This window comes from Pseudomonas helleri (genome assembly GCF_045830615.1).
Classification (GTDB): Bacteria; Pseudomonadota; Gammaproteobacteria; order Pseudomonadales; family Pseudomonadaceae; genus Aquipseudomonas; species Aquipseudomonas helleri.
The window spans coordinates 14,532-36,649 of the sequence record NZ_CP174501.1; the positions used below are offsets into that span (position 1 = coordinate 14,532).

At 57.8% G+C, this 22,118-nt stretch carries 22 protein-coding genes; 6 read left to right on the forward strand and 16 right to left on the reverse strand.

All coding sequences use genetic code 11. From position 1 onward, the window contains the following. Positions 1–41 precede the first annotated feature (41 nt). The 7 genes from ACJJU9_RS00080 to ACJJU9_RS00110 all read right to left on the reverse strand — a co-directional run bounded on the left by ACJJU9_RS00080 (position 42) and on the right by ACJJU9_RS00110 (position 6,776). Positions 42–959, reverse strand: a complete 918-nt coding sequence (locus tag ACJJU9_RS00080; RefSeq protein WP_407729802.1) for a 2OG-Fe(II) oxygenase family protein — start codon at positions 957–959, stop codon at positions 42–44. Further along, positions 952–2,394: a cytochrome P450 gene (locus ACJJU9_RS00085; RefSeq protein ID WP_185059635.1), complete on the reverse strand. Its 1,443-nt coding sequence runs from the start codon at positions 2,392–2,394 to the stop codon at positions 952–954. Before ACJJU9_RS00085 ends, ACJJU9_RS00080 begins: the two co-directional genes overlap by 8 nt. Next, positions 2,387–3,280: a 2OG-Fe(II) oxygenase family protein gene (locus tag ACJJU9_RS00090; protein WP_407729803.1), complete on the reverse strand. Its 894-nt coding sequence runs from the start codon at positions 3,278–3,280 to the stop codon at positions 2,387–2,389. Before ACJJU9_RS00090 ends, ACJJU9_RS00085 begins: the two co-directional genes overlap by 8 nt. Next, positions 3,261–4,226 carry a 2OG-Fe(II) oxygenase family protein gene (locus ACJJU9_RS00095; protein ID WP_407729804.1) on the reverse strand — a complete coding sequence of 322 codons (966 nt, stop codon included), beginning with the start codon at positions 4,224–4,226 and terminating at the stop codon, positions 3,261–3,263. Before ACJJU9_RS00095 ends, ACJJU9_RS00090 begins: the two co-directional genes overlap by 20 nt. Positions 4,227–4,228: 2 nt before the next feature. After that, positions 4,229–4,978 (reverse strand): tRNA-dependent cyclodipeptide synthase, encoded by a 750-nt coding sequence (locus ACJJU9_RS00100; RefSeq protein WP_123750683.1) that lies wholly within the window; start codon positions 4,976–4,978, stop codon positions 4,229–4,231. Between the two features lie 344 nt (positions 4,979–5,322). After that, positions 5,323–6,213: a 4-hydroxybenzoate octaprenyltransferase gene (ubiA, locus tag ACJJU9_RS00105; RefSeq protein ID WP_048372510.1), complete on the reverse strand. Its 891-nt coding sequence runs from the start codon at positions 6,211–6,213 to the stop codon at positions 5,323–5,325. Beyond that, positions 6,213–6,776, reverse strand: coding sequence for a chorismate--pyruvate lyase family protein (locus ACJJU9_RS00110; RefSeq protein ID WP_407729805.1), 564 nt, complete (start codon positions 6,774–6,776; stop codon positions 6,213–6,215). The genes ubiA and ACJJU9_RS00110 overlap by 1 nt, the downstream gene beginning before the upstream one ends. 201 nt (positions 6,777–6,977) lie before the next feature. On the opposite strand from ACJJU9_RS00110, the gene ACJJU9_RS00115 reads away from it, so the two are divergent. The 4 genes from ACJJU9_RS00115 (at position 6,978) to ACJJU9_RS00130 (ending at position 9,363) form a co-directional block, all read left to right on the forward strand. Then, the gene (locus tag ACJJU9_RS00115; protein WP_002555879.1) at positions 6,978–7,145 is read left to right on the forward strand and encodes a rubredoxin; all 168 of its coding nucleotides are present in this window, start codon (positions 6,978–6,980) and stop codon (positions 7,143–7,145) included. Positions 7,146–7,184: 39 nt separating this feature from the next. Continuing rightward, complete coding sequence (locus ACJJU9_RS00120; RefSeq protein WP_407729806.1) at positions 7,185–8,333, forward strand: NAD(P)/FAD-dependent oxidoreductase; 1,149 nt, start codon at positions 7,185–7,187, stop codon at positions 8,331–8,333. Positions 8,334–8,523: 190 nt separating this feature from the next. Next, positions 8,524–8,799, forward strand: a complete 276-nt coding sequence (locus ACJJU9_RS00125) for an HU family DNA-binding protein (RefSeq protein WP_048372506.1) — start codon at positions 8,524–8,526, stop codon at positions 8,797–8,799. A 183-nt stretch (positions 8,800–8,982) separates the two neighbouring features. Then, positions 8,983–9,363 carry a hypothetical protein gene (locus ACJJU9_RS00130; RefSeq protein WP_048372505.1) on the forward strand — a complete coding sequence of 127 codons (381 nt, stop codon included), beginning with the start codon at positions 8,983–8,985 and terminating at the stop codon, positions 9,361–9,363. Positions 9,364–9,444: 81 nt separating this feature from the next. Here ACJJU9_RS00130 and ACJJU9_RS00135 read toward each other — a convergent pair whose 3' ends face one another. From ACJJU9_RS00135 to ACJJU9_RS00155, 5 genes are all read right to left on the reverse strand, one after another. Beyond that, positions 9,445–10,674: a nucleoside recognition domain-containing protein gene (locus ACJJU9_RS00135; RefSeq protein WP_048372504.1), complete on the reverse strand. Its 1,230-nt coding sequence runs from the start codon at positions 10,672–10,674 to the stop codon at positions 9,445–9,447. Positions 10,675–10,964: 290 nt separating this feature from the next. After that, on the reverse strand, positions 10,965–12,278 hold the full coding sequence (gene gltP, locus ACJJU9_RS00140) for a glutamate/aspartate:proton symporter GltP (RefSeq protein WP_048372502.1): 1,314 nt from the start codon (positions 12,276–12,278) through the stop codon (positions 10,965–10,967). A gap of 560 nt (positions 12,279–12,838) precedes the next feature. Further along, complete coding sequence (locus ACJJU9_RS00145; protein ID WP_048387130.1) at positions 12,839–13,303, reverse strand: inhibitor of vertebrate lysozyme family protein; 465 nt, start codon at positions 13,301–13,303, stop codon at positions 12,839–12,841. 2 nt (positions 13,304–13,305) lie between these two features. After that, positions 13,306–13,470 carry a DUF1328 domain-containing protein gene (locus ACJJU9_RS00150; RefSeq protein WP_019828122.1) on the reverse strand — a complete coding sequence of 55 codons (165 nt, stop codon included), beginning with the start codon at positions 13,468–13,470 and terminating at the stop codon, positions 13,306–13,308. Between the two features lie 82 nt (positions 13,471–13,552). Continuing rightward, positions 13,553–13,852, reverse strand: a complete 300-nt coding sequence (locus tag ACJJU9_RS00155; RefSeq protein ID WP_407729807.1) for a hypothetical protein — start codon at positions 13,850–13,852, stop codon at positions 13,553–13,555. A gap of 442 nt (positions 13,853–14,294) precedes the next feature. Between ACJJU9_RS00155 and algB the strand changes: the two genes are divergently transcribed. Beyond that, positions 14,295–15,641 (forward strand): sigma-54-dependent response regulator transcription factor AlgB, encoded by a 1,347-nt coding sequence (gene algB / locus ACJJU9_RS00160; RefSeq protein WP_407729808.1) that lies wholly within the window; start codon positions 14,295–14,297, stop codon positions 15,639–15,641. A 10-nt stretch (positions 15,642–15,651) separates the two neighbouring features. Next, complete coding sequence (locus ACJJU9_RS00165; RefSeq protein WP_407729809.1) at positions 15,652–17,439, forward strand: KinB sensor domain-containing domain; 1,788 nt, start codon at positions 15,652–15,654, stop codon at positions 17,437–17,439. A 153-nt stretch (positions 17,440–17,592) separates the two neighbouring features. Here the strand turns inward: ACJJU9_RS00165 and ACJJU9_RS00170 are convergent, their stop codons facing one another. The 4 genes from ACJJU9_RS00170 to ACJJU9_RS00185 form a co-directional block, all read right to left on the reverse strand. Then, the gene (locus tag ACJJU9_RS00170) at positions 17,593–18,369 is read right to left on the reverse strand and encodes an N-acetylmuramoyl-L-alanine amidase (protein ID WP_048372488.1); all 777 of its coding nucleotides are present in this window, start codon (positions 18,367–18,369) and stop codon (positions 17,593–17,595) included. Positions 18,370–18,456: 87 nt separating this feature from the next. Continuing rightward, positions 18,457–20,454 carry a GGDEF domain-containing protein gene (locus ACJJU9_RS00175; RefSeq protein ID WP_407729810.1) on the reverse strand — a complete coding sequence of 666 codons (1,998 nt, stop codon included), beginning with the start codon at positions 20,452–20,454 and terminating at the stop codon, positions 18,457–18,459. Next, on the reverse strand, positions 20,451–21,326 hold the full coding sequence (locus tag ACJJU9_RS00180; RefSeq protein WP_048387120.1) for an endonuclease/exonuclease/phosphatase family protein: 876 nt from the start codon (positions 21,324–21,326) through the stop codon (positions 20,451–20,453). Before ACJJU9_RS00180 ends, ACJJU9_RS00175 begins: the two co-directional genes overlap by 4 nt. Positions 21,327–21,341: 15 nt before the next feature. Continuing rightward, positions 21,342–22,004, reverse strand: a complete 663-nt coding sequence (locus ACJJU9_RS00185) for a thiol:disulfide interchange protein DsbA/DsbL (RefSeq protein ID WP_048372480.1) — start codon at positions 22,002–22,004, stop codon at positions 21,342–21,344. Between the last annotated feature and the right edge of the window lie 114 nt (positions 22,005–22,118).

Consider the following 22,118-nt stretch of genomic DNA (forward strand, 5'->3'; position numbering starts at 1 on the left):
CATCTTTGGATATCAGGGCCTGTGGATAACCTTGCCCGTTGTTACAGCGTGTGTGTCCTGTCGTAGGTACGTGCGACTTCCTGCTCGGCAAAGTCCGCCACGCTTTGCAGCACCACAGCCCGGCCATGACGGTATTGGTAGATAGTGCCGTCGAGCGCCGAGTCGAGAAAAAGCGCATATGAGGTTCTTTCGAGTCCTGGCTCACGGGGTTCGAGTTGCGCAACGCCGTGAATATTGGCCCTGACGGGTGTTTCAAGCCTTGCGGTCAGCACCTCGAAGGAACTGCCGAAATTGATGATGAAGTAGCCTGGTTCCGGGTTGATCGCCCGTATCTGCCCGTTAATCCACGCATATAAGCCGGGCTCGGTAGAGCGAAGTACCGTCACCCACCCCGAATCGCGGTGAAATTTGCAGCCGCGAGCCTTTTTTGACGACCGAAAATGGTTGAATGCCAGCATCTGATGCCCGCCGTTCTCGCTAAGACCTGACGAAATGAAAGGCCAGTCGCGGACCGGGAGCTTGAGGTGGGCCAAGGTGCTGCGCAGCACACTGATGCCGATGGCTGCCATTTGAGTACCCACTATCGCCACTGATTGGGGTAACAAGTGCCAATTGGCGCGCTCGATGTAGAAGTTTTCCCATTGATCGTGGGGGCGGTCGAAATAGCCCTGATAGAGCCCGGGCACGTCCATGTCGAGAAAGCCGTTTTGGGGCAGGTAAAACTGCTGTGCAAATTGATCAGCGGCCTTACACACCAAGCCTTGGGGCATTTTCAGCAAAAAGAAACCTTGCTCAAGCCCACGGGCAAACCCATTGGGCGAATCGAAGACCAATTTCGTGCCCGCAAGTCGTGCCCGCTCCAGAGCACAGGGCGGGTACATGGCCTGTGCGTGGGCCTGATGCAACGGTGAAGGCAATGTCAGGCTGTCCCGGTAGGTAGCAGTGTGGCGATTAACCATCGCTCTGATCTCCACAGTGTTTGGGGCGCAGGGTCAATACGCCTGGCTGTGCGGGCTTGGGCATCGCGCAATGGCGTCGCAGACTGAGGTCGATACCTTCGCTGCTGACCTCAAAGCGGCCATAAAGCTCACGTAGCAACAATCCTTGAATGTTGACTGAGAAAAGACGGCCTGGGCATTTGCGTGGGTTGCGCCGGGTGTTGAGCATGCTGAACGAGTTGATGTCATAGCGATTGCGCGCCAACAGTGAGGTGCAGAGCGCGTGGGCTGTGTCGTCCTTTTTTTGCAGTGCCAGAATATGGGTGACATCGAAAGCTTCAGGCTGGGTAAAAATGTGAGGATCTCTATTGGCCTGCCAGCGGTCCAGCCACAACTGGGTGTCCTCGGGGACTAGCACGCGCTGACCTGCATGTTCGATTTCGCACGGCTTAAGCGTCCGACGCCAAAGCGCTGTTGGGTTGGAGCCTCCTAGACGCAGCGCTTCCATGACCGCCAGATCAATAACGTTTGGTGCTTGAGTGCAACTGTCTGAGGCCGCTAACAGGACCTCACGTTTAACGTGGGCAGAGGTCTCGATGTACGCCAGCGACCACAACAGGCTAAGCGCCGTAGTGTCATAGGTTGCAATGATGATTGTGCCGATCTCCAGCGCCCGCTCCGTACTCAGGTTTTCAATGTTTTTCCGGGTAAAAGGCAGCGCCCAAAGGGCGAAATGGCCAAGGATCAGGTTGGTCAGGGGCGCTTGTTCAATGGCGTCGAAGTTGGTGAGCAGCAGGTCTTTGATGAACGGTTTCAAGGCTTCATGCTGCTTTAGCGCGAGCCTGTCGTCATGACTGATGACCTTGGAGGCCTGTTCGAAGAATCCGCTGACCACGTCCCTGAACTGATCGTCTTGCAGGTACTGGTCCAGGCTTTTTATCGTGCAGTCCAGGATGCCTGGTAGATAGCTATCAATTTGACTGACCCACAATAAGGTCAATTTCTCCATGCACATCGGAGTGCGCGGGCATTGGTGCAAAAAGACTGCTGCCAAACGACGAATATCGTCTTTTATGCTGTCGATAAAACGCTGACTCCCGAGCACATGCTCCACTGCCCGACGTTTTTGCGAGCGCAATGGGTCACTGATGTGCAACGAGCCCAAAAAGCCACCGAACAACTCATGATTGGCATCGGTTGAGGGCGCAAGGTCTTCATCATTGAATAGCGCACGATTGTCCATCTGATAAAGCGCCAGTTGTTCGCCCATCCAGAAACTGCAAAGGCCGCCTGACTGTTCAGCGCAGTGACGAATTCCGCTGACCTTAAAGTACTCAGTGGCGGGCAAGCCTTGCACAGACGTTGCAATGTGGAACTCGTCGCCATGCCCGCGCACGGGGCAAGGTCCTGGATGATGCGCAATAAGTCCGGCAAAAGGCGGGCATTGTTTATTCATTGGGCGTGCCCTGAGTCTGTTCAGAGAGGATGCCGAATGAGGCATGCCGGTCTTGCCAGGTGCGCTCGTTGAATCGACGAAGGAATGCTTCAGCACTCATCAGCCGTCGCAACTCGCCCAAAGGTTGCACTTCGTAGAGGTCAGCGCTGGCGGGAGGATTGATGAACGTGGCAAACGAGAAGCGGTCTTCTTGTCCCGGCAGCGCCGGGCACTCGCGCACACGATGCTTAATGGCTCGAGCCGAAAGCGGCAGTTGCGCACTGAGTAATTCAAGGCACGCGCCGAAGTTGACAATGAAATACCCAGGTTCAGGCTCAATAGGCTGCCACCCCCCGTCGATGAATGCCTCAAGGCCTGATTGGCGGGTGTACAGCAGCGTCACAAAACCGGTGTCCTGATGTTCTGCACAGCCCGGCAAATGGCGTTCGGGACGGTAATGGCTCGCGGCAAACCAATGGGTGCCCTGGCCTGTCACGGCGCCACCACTGGCGGATGCCCATAGCGCCTGAGCCACTCCAAGTTCGCGCAAGGCTGTCTGAAGAATCACCTGGCCAAGCGCGTCCATTGCGAGCACCATTTTCACCACGGCACCTGGCAGGCGTGTGGCCCAGCGCGTTTTATCGACTAACAGATGTTCAGTCTGAAAATGTTCGCGATCGAAATAAATATCGGTCTGAGGACGGAAGCCGCGATAGCGGGTGGAAGACGTGGCGGGTAAATAAAACTCGCGGCACAGTTTTATGCCCGGCTCAAGATTTAACGTTTCCGGGATTTTCAGTAAAAATAAACCTTGCTCTATGGCCGCGCGTAAACTGAATGGCGTTTTAAATAGTAAAGCGTCTTGATAAATAATGGCACGCTGCATATTAATCTTGTGTGTTTTCATTTTGCGCGCCTCCTGCATTGACAGTGCCTTGGTAAATCTCCTGGTCATTATTGTTAATTAATTCTCGAGCATCACAGATGCGTTCCAGGCCCCGTGTTGGGTAATAAGAAAAGATGCCGTGGTCATGGGGTATAAAGTTACTGGAACTGAAGTGCCCAAAACTAATGCGGTCTTGGGCTTGGTGCGTTACTCGATGCAAGATAGCAGCCACTGGCGAATCGCAATGAGCCGTTAACCACTCCATTGACAGCCCGAAGTTGATCACGAATGTATCAGGCGCACATTTAACGGACTCCCAACGATCAAGGCGGTTTACCTCAAGTCCAGGTTGAGTGGTGCGCAGAATTGTCAAAAAACCATCATCTTTGTGCGAGCTCAACCCCGCCTCTGGTAACTGCGCGCGGTAATGGTTGAAGGTCAGGTGATAAGCCCCTGCGCCTTGTGAGCAACAGCCAGTGGCTTGAGGCCAGAGGTGTTTCGGTATGCCGGCGTAGTCCAGTGCGGCGCCCAGGATCAGCCGGGATAATTCGGTCATTTTCTCGGCTATCCGGGTAATTTCAGTTGGGTAGTAGCGACTCCAAAACCGGCGTTCCAGCAAAAACTGCTCAATCTGGTCGACGCGCTGATGGAATCCCAGCAGTTCATCGTCAAACTGGTTGGCCCTAATGTTTTTGAAATGCCCATACGGGCTGGCATCTCCCCGGTAAAACTCGCTAGCGAATTGATCGGCGGCCGTGATGTCCAGTTTTGCCGGGATAGTCAGTAAGAAAACGCCGTCGGCAAACGCTTGCCGCCGATCCTGATCATTGGCAAACCCCAACCGGCCGCCTTCAATCCAGGCACAGATCAATTGAGCGGTTGTGCCCACGGGGCGCGTATCGACACGTTTGTGGTAAAGCTCGCTATAGAGCTGGCCCGCTGAGGTTGGCCTGGTTGAGTGGCGCATATTCACCGTCCTTTGAGGCACAGAGAAACGATGGTCAGCGCCTTGAGTTCATCAGGAGCCTGGGGGTGTAGACCCTGAGCTATCTCCGATAAGGTGCTGAACGAGCCGGGGTAGATCATCACGCTGTGCCCCTGCTGCTGCAGGCAGGCAAAAATGGCAAATTCTTCAAGAAAGTACGCTGTCGAAAAACCGACCTTGCGTGCCCATTCGGCAGGGGTCGAGGCTTCCAGCCTTTTACGCAAGTAGTGCTCAGCAAAACATTTGACGGACTGACTGAACGCGGCGTCGGCTCGATAGAGGTGCGTGAGTTGAGCATGCAAGTGCTGATAACTTGCCAGGGCCTGAACCCCTTGGCAGGTGATAAAGCGAAATTGTGTGAGCGCGCGAAAATGCTCAAATACGGGCTGGCTTTCACCGACAAAACGCTTACCCAATTGCAGGGCTGTGGTCAGCGCTATAGAGGGATGCATGTCATGTACAGACTGGAGGGTCAGGCGGTGAATGCTGTCTCCCACCAGCACAGTGCACTGGGTAAAACGCCGCGAAATCCATTGCACAATGCTCGCCAGTTTTTCGGGATGGAAATGACTGTTTTCGAGGCTGATGCCTAAAAAGCAATGCTCGGATAACTCAAAATTATGTCGATGCTCCCCCGGTGATACTGATGCTATTTTTGCTTTATATTTCAAATTAATAGAAGTGCTGGTCGGTACACTACAGGCGCCGGAAATATTATTTAAATCGTGCGACATACTGACTCCTTGCTCAAGTATCGACGGTTAGTGTTCGAACTTGTTGGTGAGTTATAGCCGAATTGAATAAATAGACATGACACAGTAGCAGTTTCTAAAAATTGGTATCTATAAGTGTTATTTGAATGATTTATTTATAATTGCAGGTACGGTAATTCGCAACGTCTTACCATGTAGGACATTGCCAATTATTTTGTATGAATTAACCTACAAGTATGTAAAGGGTTGTTATCAAGCCTCATTTGCAGGCCTGCACTGGGTTAACTGTAGGAGCGAGCTTGTCTCGCGATCTTTTAAAGATCAAAAGATCGCGAGACAAGCTCGCTCCTACAGGGGGGGCTGGGTTAGTTCAGTGCGTAATTCAGCACGATGCCCACGAAGATCGCCAATCCGGCCCAGTGGTTGTGCAGGAACGCCTGGAAGCAGCGCTGGGGTTCGCGGTTGCGGGTGTACCAGAATTCCCACAGGTAGCAGCCCGCAGCCACCAGCAGGCCGAGGTGGAACCAGCCGCCGAGGTCGAATTGCACGCCGGCCAGCAGCAGGCAGCCCAACGACAAGCCTTGCAGGCCGAGGATGATCACGCGGTCGGCGTCGCCAAACAGGATGGCGGTGGATTTAACGCCGATTTTCAGGTCGTCGTCGCGGTCGGTCATGGCGTAGTAGGTGTCGTAGGCCACGGTCCACAGCAGGTTGGCGATGTACAGCAGCCACGCCGCCGCTGGCAGGCTGTCGGTCTGGGCGGTGAAGGCCATGGGCATGCCCCACGAGAACGCTGCGCCCAGTACCACTTGCGGGTAGTAGGTGTAGCGCTTCATAAACGGGTAGCTCGCCGCCAGGGCCAGGCCGCCGAATGACAGCCATACGGTGGTGGCGTTGGTGCATAACACCAGCAGGAAGCTGATGCCCATGAGCAGCGCAAAGAACACCAAGGCTTCTTTGCTGCTGATTTTTCCGCTGACCAACGGCCGCTGTTCGGTACGTTTGACGTGGCCATCGACCTTGCGGTCGGCAAAGTCGTTGATCACGCAACCGCCTGCGCGGGTCAGGATCACGCCGAACACAAAAATCAGCAGGATACCCAGCGAAGGCACGCCCTTGGCGGCAATCCACAAGGCCCACAAGGTCGGCCACAACAGCAGGTAAATGCCGATGGGCTTGTCCATGCGGGTCAGTTGGATAAAGTCCCAGGCGCGCGGGTTCAAGCGATTAAGTGATTTGAGCAGGCTCACGTACATCAGTTGTTCTCCGGCCGGGCACTCAGGGCGGCCCACAGGTTAGGTAAAAAAACTTCGGCCACCAGCACACTCAACGGGCCCCGGGAAAAACGCGAGCGGCGTGCCCACAGGCCGTCTGCCTGATCAGCCACGGGCAAGCCGCCGCGCGGGTATTGGCACACCTGCATCGGCCCGCGCTCAAAGGCGTTATCGCTGAACAGCAAGCCGCCCAGTGAGCGCGCGCCCAGCGCTTCCATGTCGAAGCCGCCTATTTGCAGGACGCTTTTCGCGGCGACGCTGCGGGCGAATACCCACGCTTGCTGATGGCCGCGTAAATACACTTCGCGCACCCAGCCCTGGCTGTTTTCAGGCAAATCGAGGGCCGTGCATTCGTCGGCACGAAGTGTCTGCCAACCTTCGAAAAGCGGCAGCACGCTGAAGGAACCGTCTGAAAGTGCGGTAAGACGTTGAGTCAGGGAGCCTTGGTCGAACAACCAGTCGAGGATCTGTTCGTCAGGCGGTGCAGGAAGTTCGCTTTGCTCAAGCCAGACAGGCGAGACCAGCGTAGAAGTTATGTGCGGCACAGTGGGTCATAATTGGCAGCCATTGAGGCGGGCGAGCTTATCACGCTGGTCCTTGCTTGAGCGCCAGAGTGCCATCAGGCAGTCGTCGGGCTTGCATCTGTCGGTGTTGATCAGTACAAACGGCCTGAATTTTGCGAGTAACACAACCGATTGATAAGAGTCTGTGCCCTCGCCCACGCCTGAGCGAAAGGAAATACCCCCATGAAAAAGTGGCAATGCATTGTTTGTGGACTGATTTACAACGAAGCCGATGGCTGGCCGGATGACGGTATTGCGCCCGGTACGCTGTGGCAGGACGTACCTGAAGACTGGCTGTGCCCGGACTGCGGCGTTGGCAAAATGGATTTCGAGATGATCGAAATCGGCTGATCCGCCTTATTTTTGAATTGATTGACTCTGGAGATTGGAATGAGCGCACCTGTTGTGATCGTTGGCACTGGGCTGGCTGGCTATAACCTGGCCCGGGAGTTTCGCAAGCTGGACAGCGAAACACCGCTGCTGTTGATCACGTCCGATGACGGGCGTTCCTACTCCAAGCCGATGCTGTCCACCGGCTTTGGCAAAAACAAAGAAGCCGACGGCTTGAGCATGGCTTTGCCCGGCGCCATGGCCGAGCAGCTCAAGGCGCAGGTGCGCACCCACACCCGCGTCAGCGGGATTGATCCTGGCCACAAGCAACTGTGGATCGGTGAAGAAGCCGTGCCTTACCGCGATCTGATTTTGGCCTGGGGCGCGCAATCGGTGCAGGTGCCGGTCGAAGGCGATGCTCAGGATGCGATCTTCTCGATCAATGACCTGGAAGACTACGCCCGCTTTCGTGCAGCGGCCGCGGGCAAGCGCCGTGTGCTGATTCTAGGTGTGGGCCTGATCGGTTGCGAGTTCGCCAACGACTTGATCGCGGGGGGCTATGAGGTCGACCTGGTGGCGCCGTGCGAACAAGTGATGCCGACGCTGCTGCACCCTGCGGCTGCGGCCGCCGTGCAATCGGGCCTGGAAAGCCTGGGTGCGCGTTTTCATCTCGGGCCGGTGCTCACGCGTTTGCAGCGCACCGAGGATGGCCTTGAGGCGCACTTGTCGGACGCCAGCGTGGTCGCCTGTGATGTGGTGGTGTCAGCCATTGGTTTGCGCCCGCGCACCGATTTGGCTGCCGCTGCCGGCCTGCGGATCAACCGCGGTATCGAAGTGGACCGCCATCTTAAAACCTCCCACGCCAACATCTACGCGCTGGGCGACTGCGCGCAGGTCGACGGTTTAAGCCTGCTTTACGTAATGCCGCTGATGAGTTGCGCACGGGCGCTGGCGCAGACCCTGGCGGGCAACCCGACAACGGTCAGCTACGGGGCCATGCCGATTACAGTGAAAACACCGGTGTGCCCGCTGGTGGTGTCGCCGGTGCCGCGTGGTTGCGAAGGTGTGTGGACGGTGGAAGGTCAGGGTGCCGACATCAAAGCGCTGTGCCGCGATGCAGACGGCAAGCTGCTCGGCTATGCCCTCACCGGCGAGGCGGTTCGCGAGAAACTGGCGCTGAACAAAGAGTTGCCTGCGCTGTTGGCGTAAACACTCTACCTTTTGTCGTAAATGTCATTGCCTTGCCTCAACAAAGCGCCTGCTGAGGGTGGCGCGTGACTTGGTCGCGTGCCATTCTCACACCGGTCTGCCGCAGAGTAGAGCCTGCGGCGCCTTGGATGCTGCTCCATAGAAGAGCAGCACGGACATAACAACAAAAAACCGTCAAAGAGGCTTCATCATGCGTAAACCAGAACTCGCCGCCGCTATCGCTGAAAAGGCTGACCTCACCAAAGAGCAAGCCAGCCGCGTACTCAATGCAGTGCTCGAAGAAATCACCAACGCCCTGCACCGCAAAGACAGCGTCACGCTGGTCGGTTTCGGTACGTTTATCCAGCGCCATCGCGGTGCACGGACCGGGCAGAACCCGCAGACCGGTCAGCCAGTGACCATCAAAGCCAGCAACACCGTGGCCTTCAAGCCTGGCAAATTCCTTAAAGACAGCGTCAACCCTTAAGCGGGGCTGGTTTTAGAGGAGCGGGCAAGCTGGCTTGCCCGTTCTTGAGAGTAAATTGGCCGATCATGCGGTCATAAGTGGCAAAAACCCGTCTATCTGCGCCTAATTATTTGGATATGTGGCGTTCTTCGCTCAAATCGTTAAACTGCGCCGGCTCTTTATTTATTCCCCGAGGCCGCGTACATGAAATTTCGTTTTCTGCTCTGGATGCTGGGCTTTCTGATGGGCAAAGCCAGCCGTAAAAACCCTGCTTTTCAACAGCAACTGGTTGATAAAGACATGGTGTTCCAGCTGCAAACCCTCGATGGCAAAGTCGCCCGTCACTTCAAAGTCAAAAACCAGCGTATTACCAGCCACTCGGGCTTATACCCGGACCCGGTGTTTGCCATCGCCTTTAAAGATGCCGCCTATGGTTTCGCCACGATGCAGGCCAAGAACAAGCAACTGGCGTTTATGACCGGGATCCAGGACAAGTCGATTCAGATTAAGGGTAATCCGGCGCAGGTCATCTGGTTTCAGGGCCTGACCAAGTACCTCAAGCCGCGTAAAAAGCCGAAGGCTTGAGCCCCAATCCGTAGGAGCGAGCTTGCCTCGCGATCTTCTTTAAGATCAAAAGATCGCGAGGCAAGCTCGCTCCTACGCGGTTTAGCCGAAGAACCAGTAGCACACCGCAATCGCTGCCACCACGCCTGAGAACTCTGCCAGCAAGGCGCAGCTCACGGCGTGGCGGGCGCGCTGGATGCCGACCGCACCGAAGTACACCGCCAGCACATAGAAGGTGGTTTCCGTGCTGCCCTGTACGGTCGCGGCCACCAGAGCCGGGAAGCTGTCGACGCCTTTGGTTTGCATGGTTTCAATCAGCAACGCCCGCGCCGCGCTGCCTGAAAACGGTTTGACCATCGCCGTGGGCAGCGCATCGACAAAGCGCGTGTCCCAGCCCAGCCATTCGACCAGATGGCGAATGCCGTCCAGGCCAAAGTCCAGTGCGCCCGAAGCGCGCAATACGCCCACTGCGCAGAGCATCGCCACCAGGTACGGCAGCAGGTTTTTGGCTACGTCGAAGCCTTCTTTGGCGCCTTCGACAAACGCCTCGTAAACCTTGACCTTGCGCAGCGCACCGATCACCAGAAACAGCATGATCAGCCCGAATAGCGTCAGGTTGCCGAGGATCGATGACAAACTCGCCAGCGCCGCCGCTGACAGGCTCGCCAGCAGCGCCATAAAGCCCGCCAGAATCAGTGCGCCGGGTATCAGGTACGCCAGCACCACCGGGTCCCATAAGCGCAGGCGCTGTACGATGGCCACCGAGAAGAGGCCCACCAGGGTCGAGGCGCTGGTGGCCAGCAGGATCGGCAGGAACACCAGCGTGGGGTCTGGCGCGCCTTGTTGGGCACGGTACATAAAGATCGTGACGGGCAGCAGGGTCAGCGACGAGGCGTTGAGCACCAAGAAGAGGATTTGCGCATTACTGGCGCTGGTCGGGCTGGGATTCAGCTCTTGCAGCGCGCGCATGGCCTTGAGGCCGATCGGCGTGGCGGCATTGTCCAGGCCCAGGCCGTTGGCAGCGAAGTTCAGGGTGATAAAGCCCAGGGCCGGGTGGCCGGGCGGGACTTCCGGCATCAGGCGCTTGAACAGCGGCCCCAGCGCCCTGCCCAGCCAGTCGACGATGCCGGCCTTTTCGGCAATCCGCAGAAACCCCAGCCACAGCGTCAGCGTGCCAAACAGCAGCACCATCACCTCAACCGACAACTTGGCCATGGCAAAGATGCTTTCAACGATGGCCGCGAAGATCCCGGCATTTCCCCCGACCAGCCATTGGGCAAACGCCGACACCGTGGCGACAAGGAAAAAGCTGAGCCATAGGCCGTTAAGCATCGGGATACTCCTAATAAGTGCGGCAGATGATACCGGCCAGACCTCAGAAACGACAAACGTCGGGAGGTTGGCAAAATGGTGTTCAACGCAGAACTCGCAAAACCTGTAGTCGCTGCCGAGGAACGAAGGCTGCGATGCGGGCCGCAGGACCGCCGTTTGGGGTCACTGCGCAACCCATCGCAGCCTTCGTTCCTCGGCAGCGGCTACAGGAGAGGAAAAGTCGTGACGCCTAAAACAACAAACCCCGGACAAGTCCGGGGTTTGGGGAGTGAAGCGCCAGGCGAAGGTGATTAACCTTTGGCGGCTTCCTTGCTGCGCCAGTGCGGCAGCGAGTTCCAGTAGCGCTCGCCTTTGGCGGCGTCGTACATGCCTTCCCAGCGCGAGATGACCAGTACGGCCAAGGCGTTACCGATGACGTTGAGGGCGGTACGCGCCATGTCCATCACACGGTCTACACCGGCGATGAAGGCCAGGCCTTCCAGCGGGATGCCCACGCTGCCCAAGGTGGCCAGCAGAACCACGAAGGACACGCCCGGTACGCCGGCGATGCCTTTGGAGGTGACCATCAGGGTCAGCACCAGCAGCAGTTGCTGGCTGATCGACAGGTCGATGCCGTACAGCTGGGCAATAAAGATGGCCGCGATGCTTTGGTACAGGGTCGAACCGTCGAGGTTGAACGAGTAACCGGTCGGTACCACGAAGCTGCAAATCGCTTTCGGGCAACCGTAGGCTTCCATCTTCTCGATCACGCGTGGCAACACGGTTTCGGAGCTGGCGGTGGAGTAAGCCAGGACCAGTTCATCTTTGAAGATGCGCATCAGCTTGATCACCGAGAAGCCGAACAGCTTGGCGATCAGGCCCAGTACCGCGAAGGCGAAGAAGAGGATGGCCGCGTACACCAGCACCACCAGCTTGGCCAATGGCACCAGCGAGGCGAAGCCGAAGTTGGCGACGGTCACGGCGATCAGCGCAAACACACCGATTGGCGCGTAGTTCATGATCATGTGAGTGACTTTGAACATCGACTCGGACACGCCCTGGAAGGTTTTCACCAGCGGGTCGCGCAGCTCGGCGTTCAGGCTCGACAAGCCAAGACCGAACAGTACCGAGAAGAAGATGATCGGCAGCATCTCACCGCGAGCCATGGCTGCGAAGATGTTGGACGGGATCAGGTTGAGGATGGTCTCGATGAACGCGTGTTCATGCTGCACCTCAGCGGCAGTGGCTTGATATTTGGAAATATCCACCGTGCCCAGCGTGCTCATGTCTATCCCGGCGCCCGGGTGGAACACGTTGGCCAACACCAGGCCGACCAGGATCGCGATGGTGGTGACCACTTCGAAGTAAATAATTGTTTTTAGACCGATGCGACCGAGTTTCTTCGCATCCCCCACGCCTGCAATCCCGACAACCAGTGAAGAAATCACGATTGGGATTACGATCATCTTGATCAGACGGATAAAGATATCGCCTGCAGGTTGCAGGACGTTACTGATCCACCAGGCCTTTTCAGCACTGAAATGGTTGAGCAGTGCGCCGATTGCAATCCCGAGGACCAGACCGATTAGGATCTGCCAGGCGAGGCTAAGTTTTGCCTTCTTCATGTCATTACCCTTACTTCAAGTGGACTCGGGTACAGGCTCGGACTAGAGCGCTCAAGAGCGCAAAAAAGACCAAGCTGTACCCCCGTAGAAGGTCGCCCAAATCGAGCCGGACTGGCTCTTTGGCAGGCGAAAAAAGGCGCAACTATTCCCATGCACGGCGTTACCGTCTAATGCCGTAAACGCCTACCCTATGCCGAATCGGCATGGGTTTTGTCCGACAAGACCTCAAAAATCAGGAGGGTTGCACTGACAGAATAGATGACATAACCGCCGTAAACCGGCTGTTTCAAGGCCTTTTTGGCATTAAAGAAGGCTCACAGACAGCACTAGCATTTCGGAAATATCCCACAACACAAATCGAAAAATGAGAAGCCATCAATTTGCCAATAGTCGATATACGGTCGACGTTTCAAAGGGTAGTTCAAGCCACATCTTTTTCAGAAAAAATGAACTGGGATAAGCAATTACCGACGAAAGGCAGTGTCAGGCAGACGCAAAAAAACCAAGGCAAAACCTTGGCTTTTGGCAGTCGAAAACAGCGTTGTCGCCCTGCCCGGCATTCAATACCAGTTAGGGTCTTTCTTTAATTGCTCTTTAAGCAGCGCCTGGATTTCAGTATCAGGCTTGCCCAAGTATCGGAAATCGGCATGACGTGCAGGCGATTTGTCAGTAGGCAACCCCGCAGGCACTTCAACCAGCAGCGCGTAGGCATGCTTTTTGTCAAAGCTCACCGCGACTATCAGCCGTTGGGTGGAACACGATTGCTCGTTTTCGCACAAAGGACCGACTAGATACGGGTCACCGTCTTGTGTCACCGCGTTCATTTGCTCTGCACTGCCAGAGAGGTTCATGACCCACTCAGGCAAGCGTTCCTCTTTTTTAACCACTTTTTGCCACGCCTGACGGTAGTCCGGGTCGCTCAACAGTTGGTTGGCGCGGGACTGGCCGTCATTGGCGGCAAGGGTCATGGCACTGCTGCCCATCAACAGGGCAGCCGCCATTGCCTTAAGGGATCGACCGTACATCGTCAGCCTCGACCACGACGACCAAAGATGAAGGACACAACGAACATCACCAGGAATACGACAAAGAGGATCTTGGCGATACCGGTAGCCGTGCCCGCGATGCCACCGAAGCCCAACACTGCTGCGATGATGGCGATAATCAGGAAGGTAATTGCCCAGCTCAACATGGTGAATCTCCTTATTTCTGTTCGAAAGGGTGATGCCGTTTTGCAACTCAAGGCCCGGTCAGGGACTTAAGCGTGTGAACACTTAAAACACCCAACGTTCCGGAACGGGTTGGGTGTTGGCGGTTTGCGTGTCTTCAGAAGCTGCCAGGTCATAGCGGCCCATCGGGGTGCTTGAGCCCAATGCGGTAGAGCGAATGGCGCTGAAGTGGGTTTGTTGAGCAGCGATGGCGTGGGCTGGCACCGATTGCGCTGGGGATGGCTGCTGCCAATGTGCCCATTGCTGGCCGCCGATGAGCGTCATGACCAGCGCCAGGCTGGTGAAAAGGCCCTGCTGCAGGTGCTGTGAAGTCATACCCAGACTGGCGAAACCTTGACGATTCATGCTCAAACTCCTGCCACTCGCTGTTGTTATGAGGGTGTCGCCGCTGCGCTCATGGGGCAGTGACGGCTATGCGAGAGATATTGCAGGCTGCATGCCAGTTTTTTTGAAAGTAATAATCCTATATAAATCAGTGGTTTACAGATTTTTGAAGATGTTCGGCGCGAGCAACCTGCACGATGAGCCCTGATGGCACCGTGCGTTCTGCACGATCAGCGCCAGCGCGCTACAGTGCTGCCCGCTGAATGCGGCTCCAGCAGACCACCGGAGAATTTATCGGCCTGAACAATGCCGCAATCAGCAGCGCTAAAATCTTTAAAATCAGAGCGTTACAGGAGGTGTCCAGCGCCCTTCCCTGTTAGCCTCTGAATCATTCCTGAAAAATCATGCAACTTGCCCGATTATTCCGACACTAACCAAGATCACTCATAAAGGAACGCCGGATATGGAATCATCCAAAGAGCAACAGGGCCGCATTCTGCTGGTCGATGATGAGTCCGCTATCTTGCGCACGTTCCGCTATTGCCTTGAAGACGAGGGTTACACCGTCGCCACGGCCAATAGCGCGGCCCAAGCCGACGCCCTGCTTCAACGTCAGGTGTTTGACCTGTGTTTTCTGGACCTGCGCCTGGGCGAGGACAACGGCCTGGATGTGCTGGCCCAGATGCGTATTCAAGCGCCGTGGATGCGGGTTGTCATCGTGACCGCGCACTCTGCTGTCGACACCGCCGTGGATGCGATTCAGGCCGGTGCGGCTGACTATCTGGTCAAGCCGTGCAGCCCTGACCAACTGCGGCTGGCCACCGCCAAGCAACTGGAAGTACGCCAACTGTCTGCCCGCCTCGAAGCGCTTGAAGGTGAAGTACGCAAGCCCAAAGACGGGCTCGACTCACACAGCCCGGCCATGATGGCGGTGCTGGAAACGGCCCGGCAGGTCGCCGGCACTGACGCCAACATCCTTATTCTCGGCGAGTCCGGCACGGGTAAAGGCGAGTTGTCGCAAGCGATTCATGGCTGGAGCAAGCGCGCCAAAAAATCCTGCGTGACGATTAACTGCCCGTCGCTGACGGCAGAATTGATGGAAAGCGAGCTGTTCGGCCACACCCGTGGCGCCTTTACCGGGGCCAGCGAGAGCACCTTGGGCCGGGTCAGCCAGGCGGACGGCGGCACGTTGTTCCTGGACGAAATCGGTGACTTCCCGCTGACCTTGCAGCCTAAGCTGCTGCGTTTTATTCAGGACAAAGTCTACGAGCGTGTCGGTGACCCGGTAACGCGCCGCGCCGATGTGCGCATCCTCGCCGCGACCAACCTCAACCTTGAAGACATGGTGCGTGACGGGCGCTTCCGTGAAGACTTGCTCTACCGCCTGAACGTCATCACCTTGCACTTGCCGCCCCTGCGTGAGCGCAGTGAAGACATCCTGACGTTGGCGGACCGGTTTTTGGCCCGTTTTGTTAAAGAGTACGCCCGCCCTGCCCGCGGCTTCAGCCCGCAGGCGCGCCAGGCGCTGTCTAATTACCGCTGGCCGGGTAATATTCGCGAACTGCGTAACGTGGTGGAACGGGCCAGCATTATTTGCCCACAAGAAGTGGTCGAAGTCAGCCACTTGGGCATGGCCGAACAAACTGCCCCCAATACGCCGCGTATTGGCGCAGCCTTGAGTCTCGATCAGTTGGAAAAAGCGCACATCGGTGCGGTGCTGGCGACCAGCGACACCCTGGATCAAGCCGCAAAAACCTTGGGCATTGACGCCTCGACGCTCTATCGCAAGCGCAAGCAATACAACCTGTGAGCCATATCTGATGAAACTTGCGATCAAGCTGCGGACCCGGTTGTTCCTGAGCATTTCGGCATTGATAACGGTGGCGCTGCTGGGCTTGTTGCTGGGCGTGGTCAGCGTGATGCAGATGGCCAAATCCCAAGAGGCGCTGATCCGCAACAACTTCATCACCCTCGATCTGGGCCTCAAGCTGCGTCAGACCCTGGGTGACCAGTTGATCCTGATGCTGCGCAACCACCCTGATCCCAAGGCACTGGAATCGTCGGCGAACCAGTACCTGGCCCTGCTCGATGAGGGGATTGAACATGAGCGCGAACACAAGCTGGACAATGGTTTTGCCCAGGCCCGTGAGGACTACGAGCTTTTTCTGGAGGCCTTTAAAGAAGCCCATGCCAATGCGCTTGATATCGGCAGTGACCAGGAACTCTCCGACCGTTTCAACTCATTGCGCAATGGTCTGATCGAAGAACACCGCAAGGCGCTGGATAACATCTACACCGCGCAAGCGGCTGCCCGTGATCGCGCCATCATCATTGCTGGCTTGCTGGGGCTGGTCGGACTGGCGGTGCTGATAATCGGCTTTGTGACCGCGCATGGCATCGCCCGCCGCTTTGGCGCGCCCATCGAAGCGTTGGCCAAGGCCGCTGACAACATCGGCAAAGGCAACTATGAGGTCGTGCTGCCGCTGTCCTCTGCGGCGGAAATGAACCTGCTAACCCGTCGTTTCGGGACCATGGCCGAGGCGTTGCGCCAGCATCAGGCAACCAATGTCGATGAGTTGCTGGCGGGCCAGCAACGGCTACAGGCGGTGCTCGACAGTATTGATGACGGCCTGCTGATGATTGACCAGCAAGGCCGCCTGGAGCATTTGAACCCGGTGGCCCAGCGCCAATTGGGTTGGGACGAGGGCCGTCTGGGCCAACCGCTGGGCGAGGCATTGGGCCGCCCGGAACTCGACCAGCAACTGTTGACGGTCTTGCGCGGCGGCAGTCTTGAACGCGCGCCTGAAGACTTGAGCGTCGACATTGAGGGCGAAACCCGCCTGCTGACGTACAGCCTGACACCGGTCAGCCAGCCCAAAGGGCCGATCCTGGGGGCGGTGATGGTGCTGCACGATGTGACCGAGCAGCGGGCCTTTGAGCGCGTGCGCAGTGAGTTCGTGCTGCGCGCCTCCCATGAGCTGCGCACCCCGGTCACGGGCATGCACATGGCGTTTGGCTTGTTTCTGGAGCGTGCCCGTTTTGACCCGCAGTCCCGTGAAACCGATTTGCTGAACACGGTGAACGAAGAGATGCAGCGGCTGATGCAGTTGATCAACGACCTGCTGAATTTCTCGCGTTATCAGAACGGCCTGCAAAAGCTCACGCTGGCCCCGTGCAACCTTGAACAGATGCTCAACGAGGCCCGTGCACGGTTTGCCGATCGGGCGACGGCCAAGAACATCGAGCTACTGATTGATTTGCAGCCGGAGCTGCCGGTGCTGAATGCCGATCAGGCGCAGCTGGAGCGCGTGCTGGATAACCTGCTGGACAATGCCTTGCGCCATACCGCCAGTGGTGGGCAAATCCGCCTGCAAGCACGGCGGCACGGGGAGCGGGTCATCATGAGCATTGAAGACAGTGGCGAGGGCATTGCCTACGGCCAGCAAGGCCGTATCTTCGAACCCTTCGTACAAGTGGGCCGGAAAAAGGGCGGCGCGGGCTTGGGCTTGGCGTTGTGCAAAGAGATTGTGCAACTGCACGGCGGGCGCATTGGCGTGTACTCACGGCCTGGGCAAGGCACGCAGTTCTACATGGCGCTGCCGCTTTAAAGAGCTTGTAGTCGCTGCCGAGCTCCGCGAGGCTGCGAGTCTGCGAAGACTGCAAAAGGGCGAAGATTCTGCGGCGTTTTTGAGAAACGGGTTGCTTCGCAACCCTTCGCAGCCTGCGGCAGCGACTACAGGATCTGCGCAGTCCGAATAGCTCTACCGCTGTGTATTCAGCACGTTCAATATCGCCGCGCTTTCTGCATCAGGCGTGCCGTCGAAACGCGAAGGCCTAAAGTGCATCTGGAACGCCGCCAACACGTGGCGCGTGGCAACGTCCAGTTCGCCGGTTTGCGGCGTCTCATAACCCAACAACGCCAGTTGCTGCTGAAACCAGGTGATGCTGGGCATCGCGTTGGCATAGCGGGCCTGCTCGCGGGCCACGGCCTGGGCGTTTGGCCAGATCCCGAAACCGGCCTCGGCCAGGCGCTTCCAGGGGAACATCGGGCCCGGATCGAGCTTGCGCAATGGCGCAATGTCGCTGTGGCCGATGATGTTGTGCGGGTCGATCTTGTAGCGCGTCGAGATGTCTTTGAGCAGCGCGATCACCGACTGGATCTGACCTTCGGTGTAGGGGTACCAGACGCGACCGGTCGGGGTGTCGTGGTAGCCCGGGTTGACGATTTCGATGCCAATCGAGCTTGAGTTGAGCCAGGTGCGGCCTCGCCATTGGCTTTCACCGGCGTGCCAGGAGCGCTGGCTCTCATCGACCAGCTTGTAGATGGTCGGGGGCGTGTCGCCGATCAGGTAGTGGCTGCTCACCGGCCCGCTGGTCAGCAACTGCAATGAGCGCTCAAGCGAGGTGGAGGTGTAGTGAAGCACGATGAACTGCACGCGGCTGTCGTGGTTGGCCGAGGGGTGGCTGGTGTCCATGCGCGGACCGCTGGCGCAACCGGCCAGCAGAACAAAAGAGATGATCAACGTTAAAAATTTCATGGCAAAAAAGGTATCTGAGCAATTAATTGGCCAGCATACATGACTGGTCCCGGAACGTATCTGAACGCTGCCTGCGCGGGCAGGGCGTCAAGCTGAAGCCTGGCTGAACTCTATCGTATTGCGGCCCTTGTGCTTGGCCCGGTACAAGGCCTCGTCAGCGCGTTTAAGCACCTGTTCGCTGCGCTCGCCCAAGGCGAAGGGCGCGACCCCGATGGACGCCGTGAGCGTGACCGGCTCGCCCTTGAAGTGGAACGGGCAGGCCTCAATGGCTGCGCGCAGTTTTTCGAGCAACTGCAGGCCCGCAGGCAGCGCTGTGTTGGGGATGAGCAGGACGAACTCTTCGCCGCCAAAGCGCGCCACGAAATCGCCGGGGCGCAGGTGTTTGGTCAATTGTGCAGCGATGATCTTGAGCACTTTGTCACCGGCCAGATGGCCATAGCCATCGTTGATGCGCTTGAAGTGGTCAAGGTCGAGCATGGCGATCAGCAGCGGGTTGCCGTGGGTTTGCCATTGCGCGACTTCATGGGCCAGGCGTTCGCTCCAGGCCGCCCGGTTGGGCAGCCCGGTCAGCGGGTCGATCAAGGCTTTGAGGCGTTGCTCTTCAAGGTGTTCGCGATAACCCTGAGCTTGCTGCTCCATGAAGGCCACGCGTTCGGACAAACCTTGCAGGTGGGTGCACAGTTCTTGCTCACGGGCATCCCGCTGTTGCCGATGATGGTCCATCGTGCCCAGCAAGCCTTCGAGACGGTTCTCAAGGATGTGCTTGAGGCTGTTCAGGTCGACGGCGTCTTGCACGCTGCTTTGCAGGCTGTCGACGTGCTCGCGTATCTGGTTGTCCAGTTGCTCTGCCTCGGAGCGCCCCAGGGCGTGTCCGGCGCTGGCGGTTTGCAGGTTGCTTTGAAACGACTCCAGGCGCTCATTGAGCTGCTTGAGGTAGGTTTCAAATTCATGCTGGCCGCTGTCAGTAATGGCCAGCATCAAAATCGCCAGATCATCGAGGATCGGCAGTAATTCGTACCAGTTAAGCCCTTTTTCGAGGCGTTTGCGCATGGCTTCGGCCTGGGGCCGATGGTGCTCGGGCAGCGACAGGTCGTTCAACAAGCCGAGCAGGGTGGATTCAATATGCTCCGCCACGGAGCTGTACGTGGGCTCGGGGCTTTCGGGCAGGGCAAAGGTCGCGTCGGCTTCAGGCTCGGCAGGCGGCGGGGCCTCTGTTACTGGCGCCTGCGGCTCAAGGGTTTCGGCAGGTTCAGGCGCCTCAACGTCCTCTTCGAGACGCGCGTTTTCGGCGTCGACGAGCGCTACAACCGACTCAAGGGCGCCGATGACGACCGCTTCGTCGACGACTTCAGGCTCCGGGACTGTAGCCTCCGGGACTGGAGGCTCAGGGGGCGGCGGCGCCTCAACGTTGGCTTCAGGCTGGGCTTGCGCAGGTAAGGCTTCAGGCACCTCGGCTGGGGCAGGGGCGATAGGTCTGGGGGCTGGCGCGCTCGACACTTTAGGTGGCGCTGGCACGGGAGCAGGTGCCGTGCTCTCGGGCGGGTCGGCCTTGTCAGCTTCTTGAGTGCCGAACAAGCGCTGCAACAGGCCCGGCTTGGCCGGCTCAGCGGTGTGCTGCTGTGGCGCCAGCGCGCGGCCCTGCAAGGTGCTCAGTTCACTCAGCAGTAACGGGATTTCACGTGCCTGGGTGACCCGGTTATCGAGTTGCTTGGCGAACGCTTTTAGCGGTTTGCTGACGTCGCGGGGCAAGGGCAGGGCTTGCAACTGCGTGACCAGCGCGTTGAGCGCGACGCTCATTTGGTCGATGCGGGTTTCACGGCGCTGCTCGGAGTCGAGCACGGCTTTTTCAAGGCGCGGGAGCAGGGCGGCCAAGGGGGCGTCCATGTCATCGGTGCGCACGGCTTCGCGCATTTCTTTCATGCACTGGTCAACGGTGCGGTCGGTGCCTTCGGCCGCCAGCGTGCTGCGCACCAGGCCGCGGCGCAACAGGTCAAGGCGCGCGTTCCAGCGCCGTTCGAGCTTGTCTTGTTGCTCGACGCTCTTCAGGTACTTTTCTTTCCAGCGTGAGGCGTCATCGGCGCTCATGCCAGTGGCTCATGGGGCGGGCTCAGCACGGGCAACAAGTCGCCGCCCACAGAGCCGGGCAGACGGATATCAACTGCCACCGGCAAGTGGTCGGAAATCGGCTGGTTGAGCACCTGCACGCGCTCAAGGGTGAGGCTTGGACTGAGCAAAATATGATCAAGGCAACGTTGCGGCCGCCAACTGGGGAAGGTGGCCTGCATTTGCGGCGCCAGCAAGCCGAGATCGCGCAGCGGCGAGGTGTCGAGCAAGTCACTGGCGTGTGTGTTCATGTCGCCCATCAGCACTTGGTGCTGGTAGCCGCTAATCAGTTCGCGAACGTACGCCAACTGCCGGGTGCGGGTTTTGGTGCCCAGCGCCAGGTGCATCACGACGACGATCAGCGCATCGGGGCCGTCCCCAAAGCGCACTAATATGGCGCCACGCCCTGCGGGGCCTGGCAAAGGGTGATCTTCAATGGCAGAGGGGCGCAAACGGCTGAGCACGCCATTGCTGTGCTGCGCCAGGCGACCCAGGTTGCGATTGAGTTGTTGATACCAGTAGGGGAATTCCCCCTGTTGGGCCAGGTACTTGACCTGATTGATGTAGCCGGAGCGATGGCTGCCACCATCGGCTTCCTGCAACGCGACCAGATCGAAGTCGCTCAGCAGGTCGCCTATTTTCTCCAGGTTACCTGCCCGCCCTTTGTGTGGCAGCAGGTGCTGCCAGCTGCGGGTCAGGTAATGGCGGTAACTGTGGGTGCTGTTACCGACCTGGATATTGAAGCTGAGCAAACGCAAGCGTCGATCATCCGCCAGGCCACTGCCCGGCACATGATCTTCGTTGACCTGCGGTTCGTGCAGGCCAACGATTCGTTCGCTCTTCCAGCGCCGCACGGGAGAGGGCGCCGCTTAGTTTTTGGCCGCTTGTGGCGCCGCTTTTTCAGCTGCACGCTCTTTGGCGATCAGTTGGTCTGCCACGTTCAGCGCTTGTTCCGGGCCGCCTGCGGTGCCGAGGTCGAAGCGGTACTTACCGTTGACGATCAGGGTTGGGACGCCAGAAACCTCGTACTTCTTGGCCAGTTCTTTAGCCTGGGCGATTTTGCCTTTGATGGCGAAAGAGTCGAAGGTTTGCAGGAATTTGTCTTTATCGACGCCTTGAGTGGCCACGAAATCAGCCATGTCGTTTTTGTCGGTCAGACGTTTGCCTTCCTTCTGGATGGCATTGAAGATCGCTGCGTGTACTTTGTTCTCTACGCCCATGGCGTCCAGGGTCAGGAACAGTTGGCCGTGCGCGTCCCATGGGCCGCCAAACATGGCCGGGATACGCACGAAATGCACGTCAGCCGGCAGCTTTGCCGCCCACGGATTGATGGTGGGCTCAAACGCGTAGCAGTGCGGGCAGCCGTACCAGAACAGTTCAACCACTTCGATTTTGCCAGGCTCTGCAACCGGAACGGGATTCGCCAACTCAACGTAGGTCTTGCCGGCTTCAAGCGGGACATCGGCAGCTTGAGCAGTCATGCCAAACAGGGAGGCGCTGACGAGAACGGCGCTGAGAATCAGATTACGCATGCTTTACTCCTGGACAAATAAGGTCGCCTGACGTGGCCTGTTTTGAGACAGGTCTGTTCTGGCTTGAGTTCGGTAGTGTAGCGGCAGATAGCAGGAAAAAGGGCAGCCTGGGCT

Coding starts and splice junctions, on each gene's coding strand:
- ACJJU9_RS00150 (WP_019828122.1), bottom strand. CDS start 13,470: ATGTTGAGCTGGGCAATTACCTTCCTGATTATCGCCATCATCGCAGCA.
- ACJJU9_RS00095 (WP_407729804.1), bottom strand. CDS start 4,226: ATGCGCCACTCAACCAGGCCAACCTCAGCGGGCCAGCTCTATAGCGAG.
- algB (WP_407729808.1), top strand. CDS start 14,295: ATGGAATCATCCAAAGAGCAACAGGGCCGCATTCTGCTGGTCGATGAT.
- ACJJU9_RS00080 (WP_407729802.1), bottom strand. CDS start 959: ATGGTTAATCGCCACACTGCTACCTACCGGGACAGCCTGACATTGCCT.
- ACJJU9_RS00175 (WP_407729810.1), bottom strand. CDS start 20,454: ATGAGCGCCGATGACGCCTCACGCTGGAAAGAAAAGTACCTGAAGAGC.
- ACJJU9_RS00155 (WP_407729807.1), bottom strand. CDS start 13,852: ATGAATCGTCAAGGTTTCGCCAGTCTGGGTATGACTTCACAGCACCTG.
- ACJJU9_RS00090 (WP_407729803.1), bottom strand. CDS start 3,280: ATGAAAACACACAAGATTAATATGCAGCGTGCCATTATTTATCAAGAC.
- ACJJU9_RS00145 (WP_048387130.1), bottom strand. CDS start 13,303: ATGTACGGTCGATCCCTTAAGGCAATGGCGGCTGCCCTGTTGATGGGC.
- ACJJU9_RS00085 (WP_185059635.1), bottom strand. CDS start 2,394: ATGAATAAACAATGCCCGCCTTTTGCCGGACTTATTGCGCATCATCCA.
- ACJJU9_RS00135 (WP_048372504.1), bottom strand. CDS start 10,674: ATGCTTAACGGCCTATGGCTCAGCTTTTTCCTTGTCGCCACGGTGTCG.
- ACJJU9_RS00100 (WP_123750683.1), bottom strand. CDS start 4,978: ATGTCGCACGATTTAAATAATATTTCCGGCGCCTGTAGTGTACCGACC.
- ACJJU9_RS00185 (WP_048372480.1), bottom strand. CDS start 22,004: ATGCGTAATCTGATTCTCAGCGCCGTTCTCGTCAGCGCCTCCCTGTTT.
- ACJJU9_RS00115 (WP_002555879.1), top strand. CDS start 6,978: ATGAAAAAGTGGCAATGCATTGTTTGTGGACTGATTTACAACGAAGCC.
- ACJJU9_RS00170 (WP_048372488.1), bottom strand. CDS start 18,369: ATGAAATTTTTAACGTTGATCATCTCTTTTGTTCTGCTGGCCGGTTGC.
- ubiA (WP_048372510.1), bottom strand. CDS start 6,213: ATGTACGTGAGCCTGCTCAAATCACTTAATCGCTTGAACCCGCGCGCC.
- ACJJU9_RS00165 (WP_407729809.1), top strand. CDS start 15,652: ATGAAACTTGCGATCAAGCTGCGGACCCGGTTGTTCCTGAGCATTTCG.
- ACJJU9_RS00130 (WP_048372505.1), top strand. CDS start 8,983: ATGAAATTTCGTTTTCTGCTCTGGATGCTGGGCTTTCTGATGGGCAAA.
- ACJJU9_RS00125 (WP_048372506.1), top strand. CDS start 8,524: ATGCGTAAACCAGAACTCGCCGCCGCTATCGCTGAAAAGGCTGACCTC.
- ACJJU9_RS00120 (WP_407729806.1), top strand. CDS start 7,185: ATGAGCGCACCTGTTGTGATCGTTGGCACTGGGCTGGCTGGCTATAAC.
- gltP (WP_048372502.1), bottom strand. CDS start 12,278: ATGAAGAAGGCAAAACTTAGCCTCGCCTGGCAGATCCTAATCGGTCTG.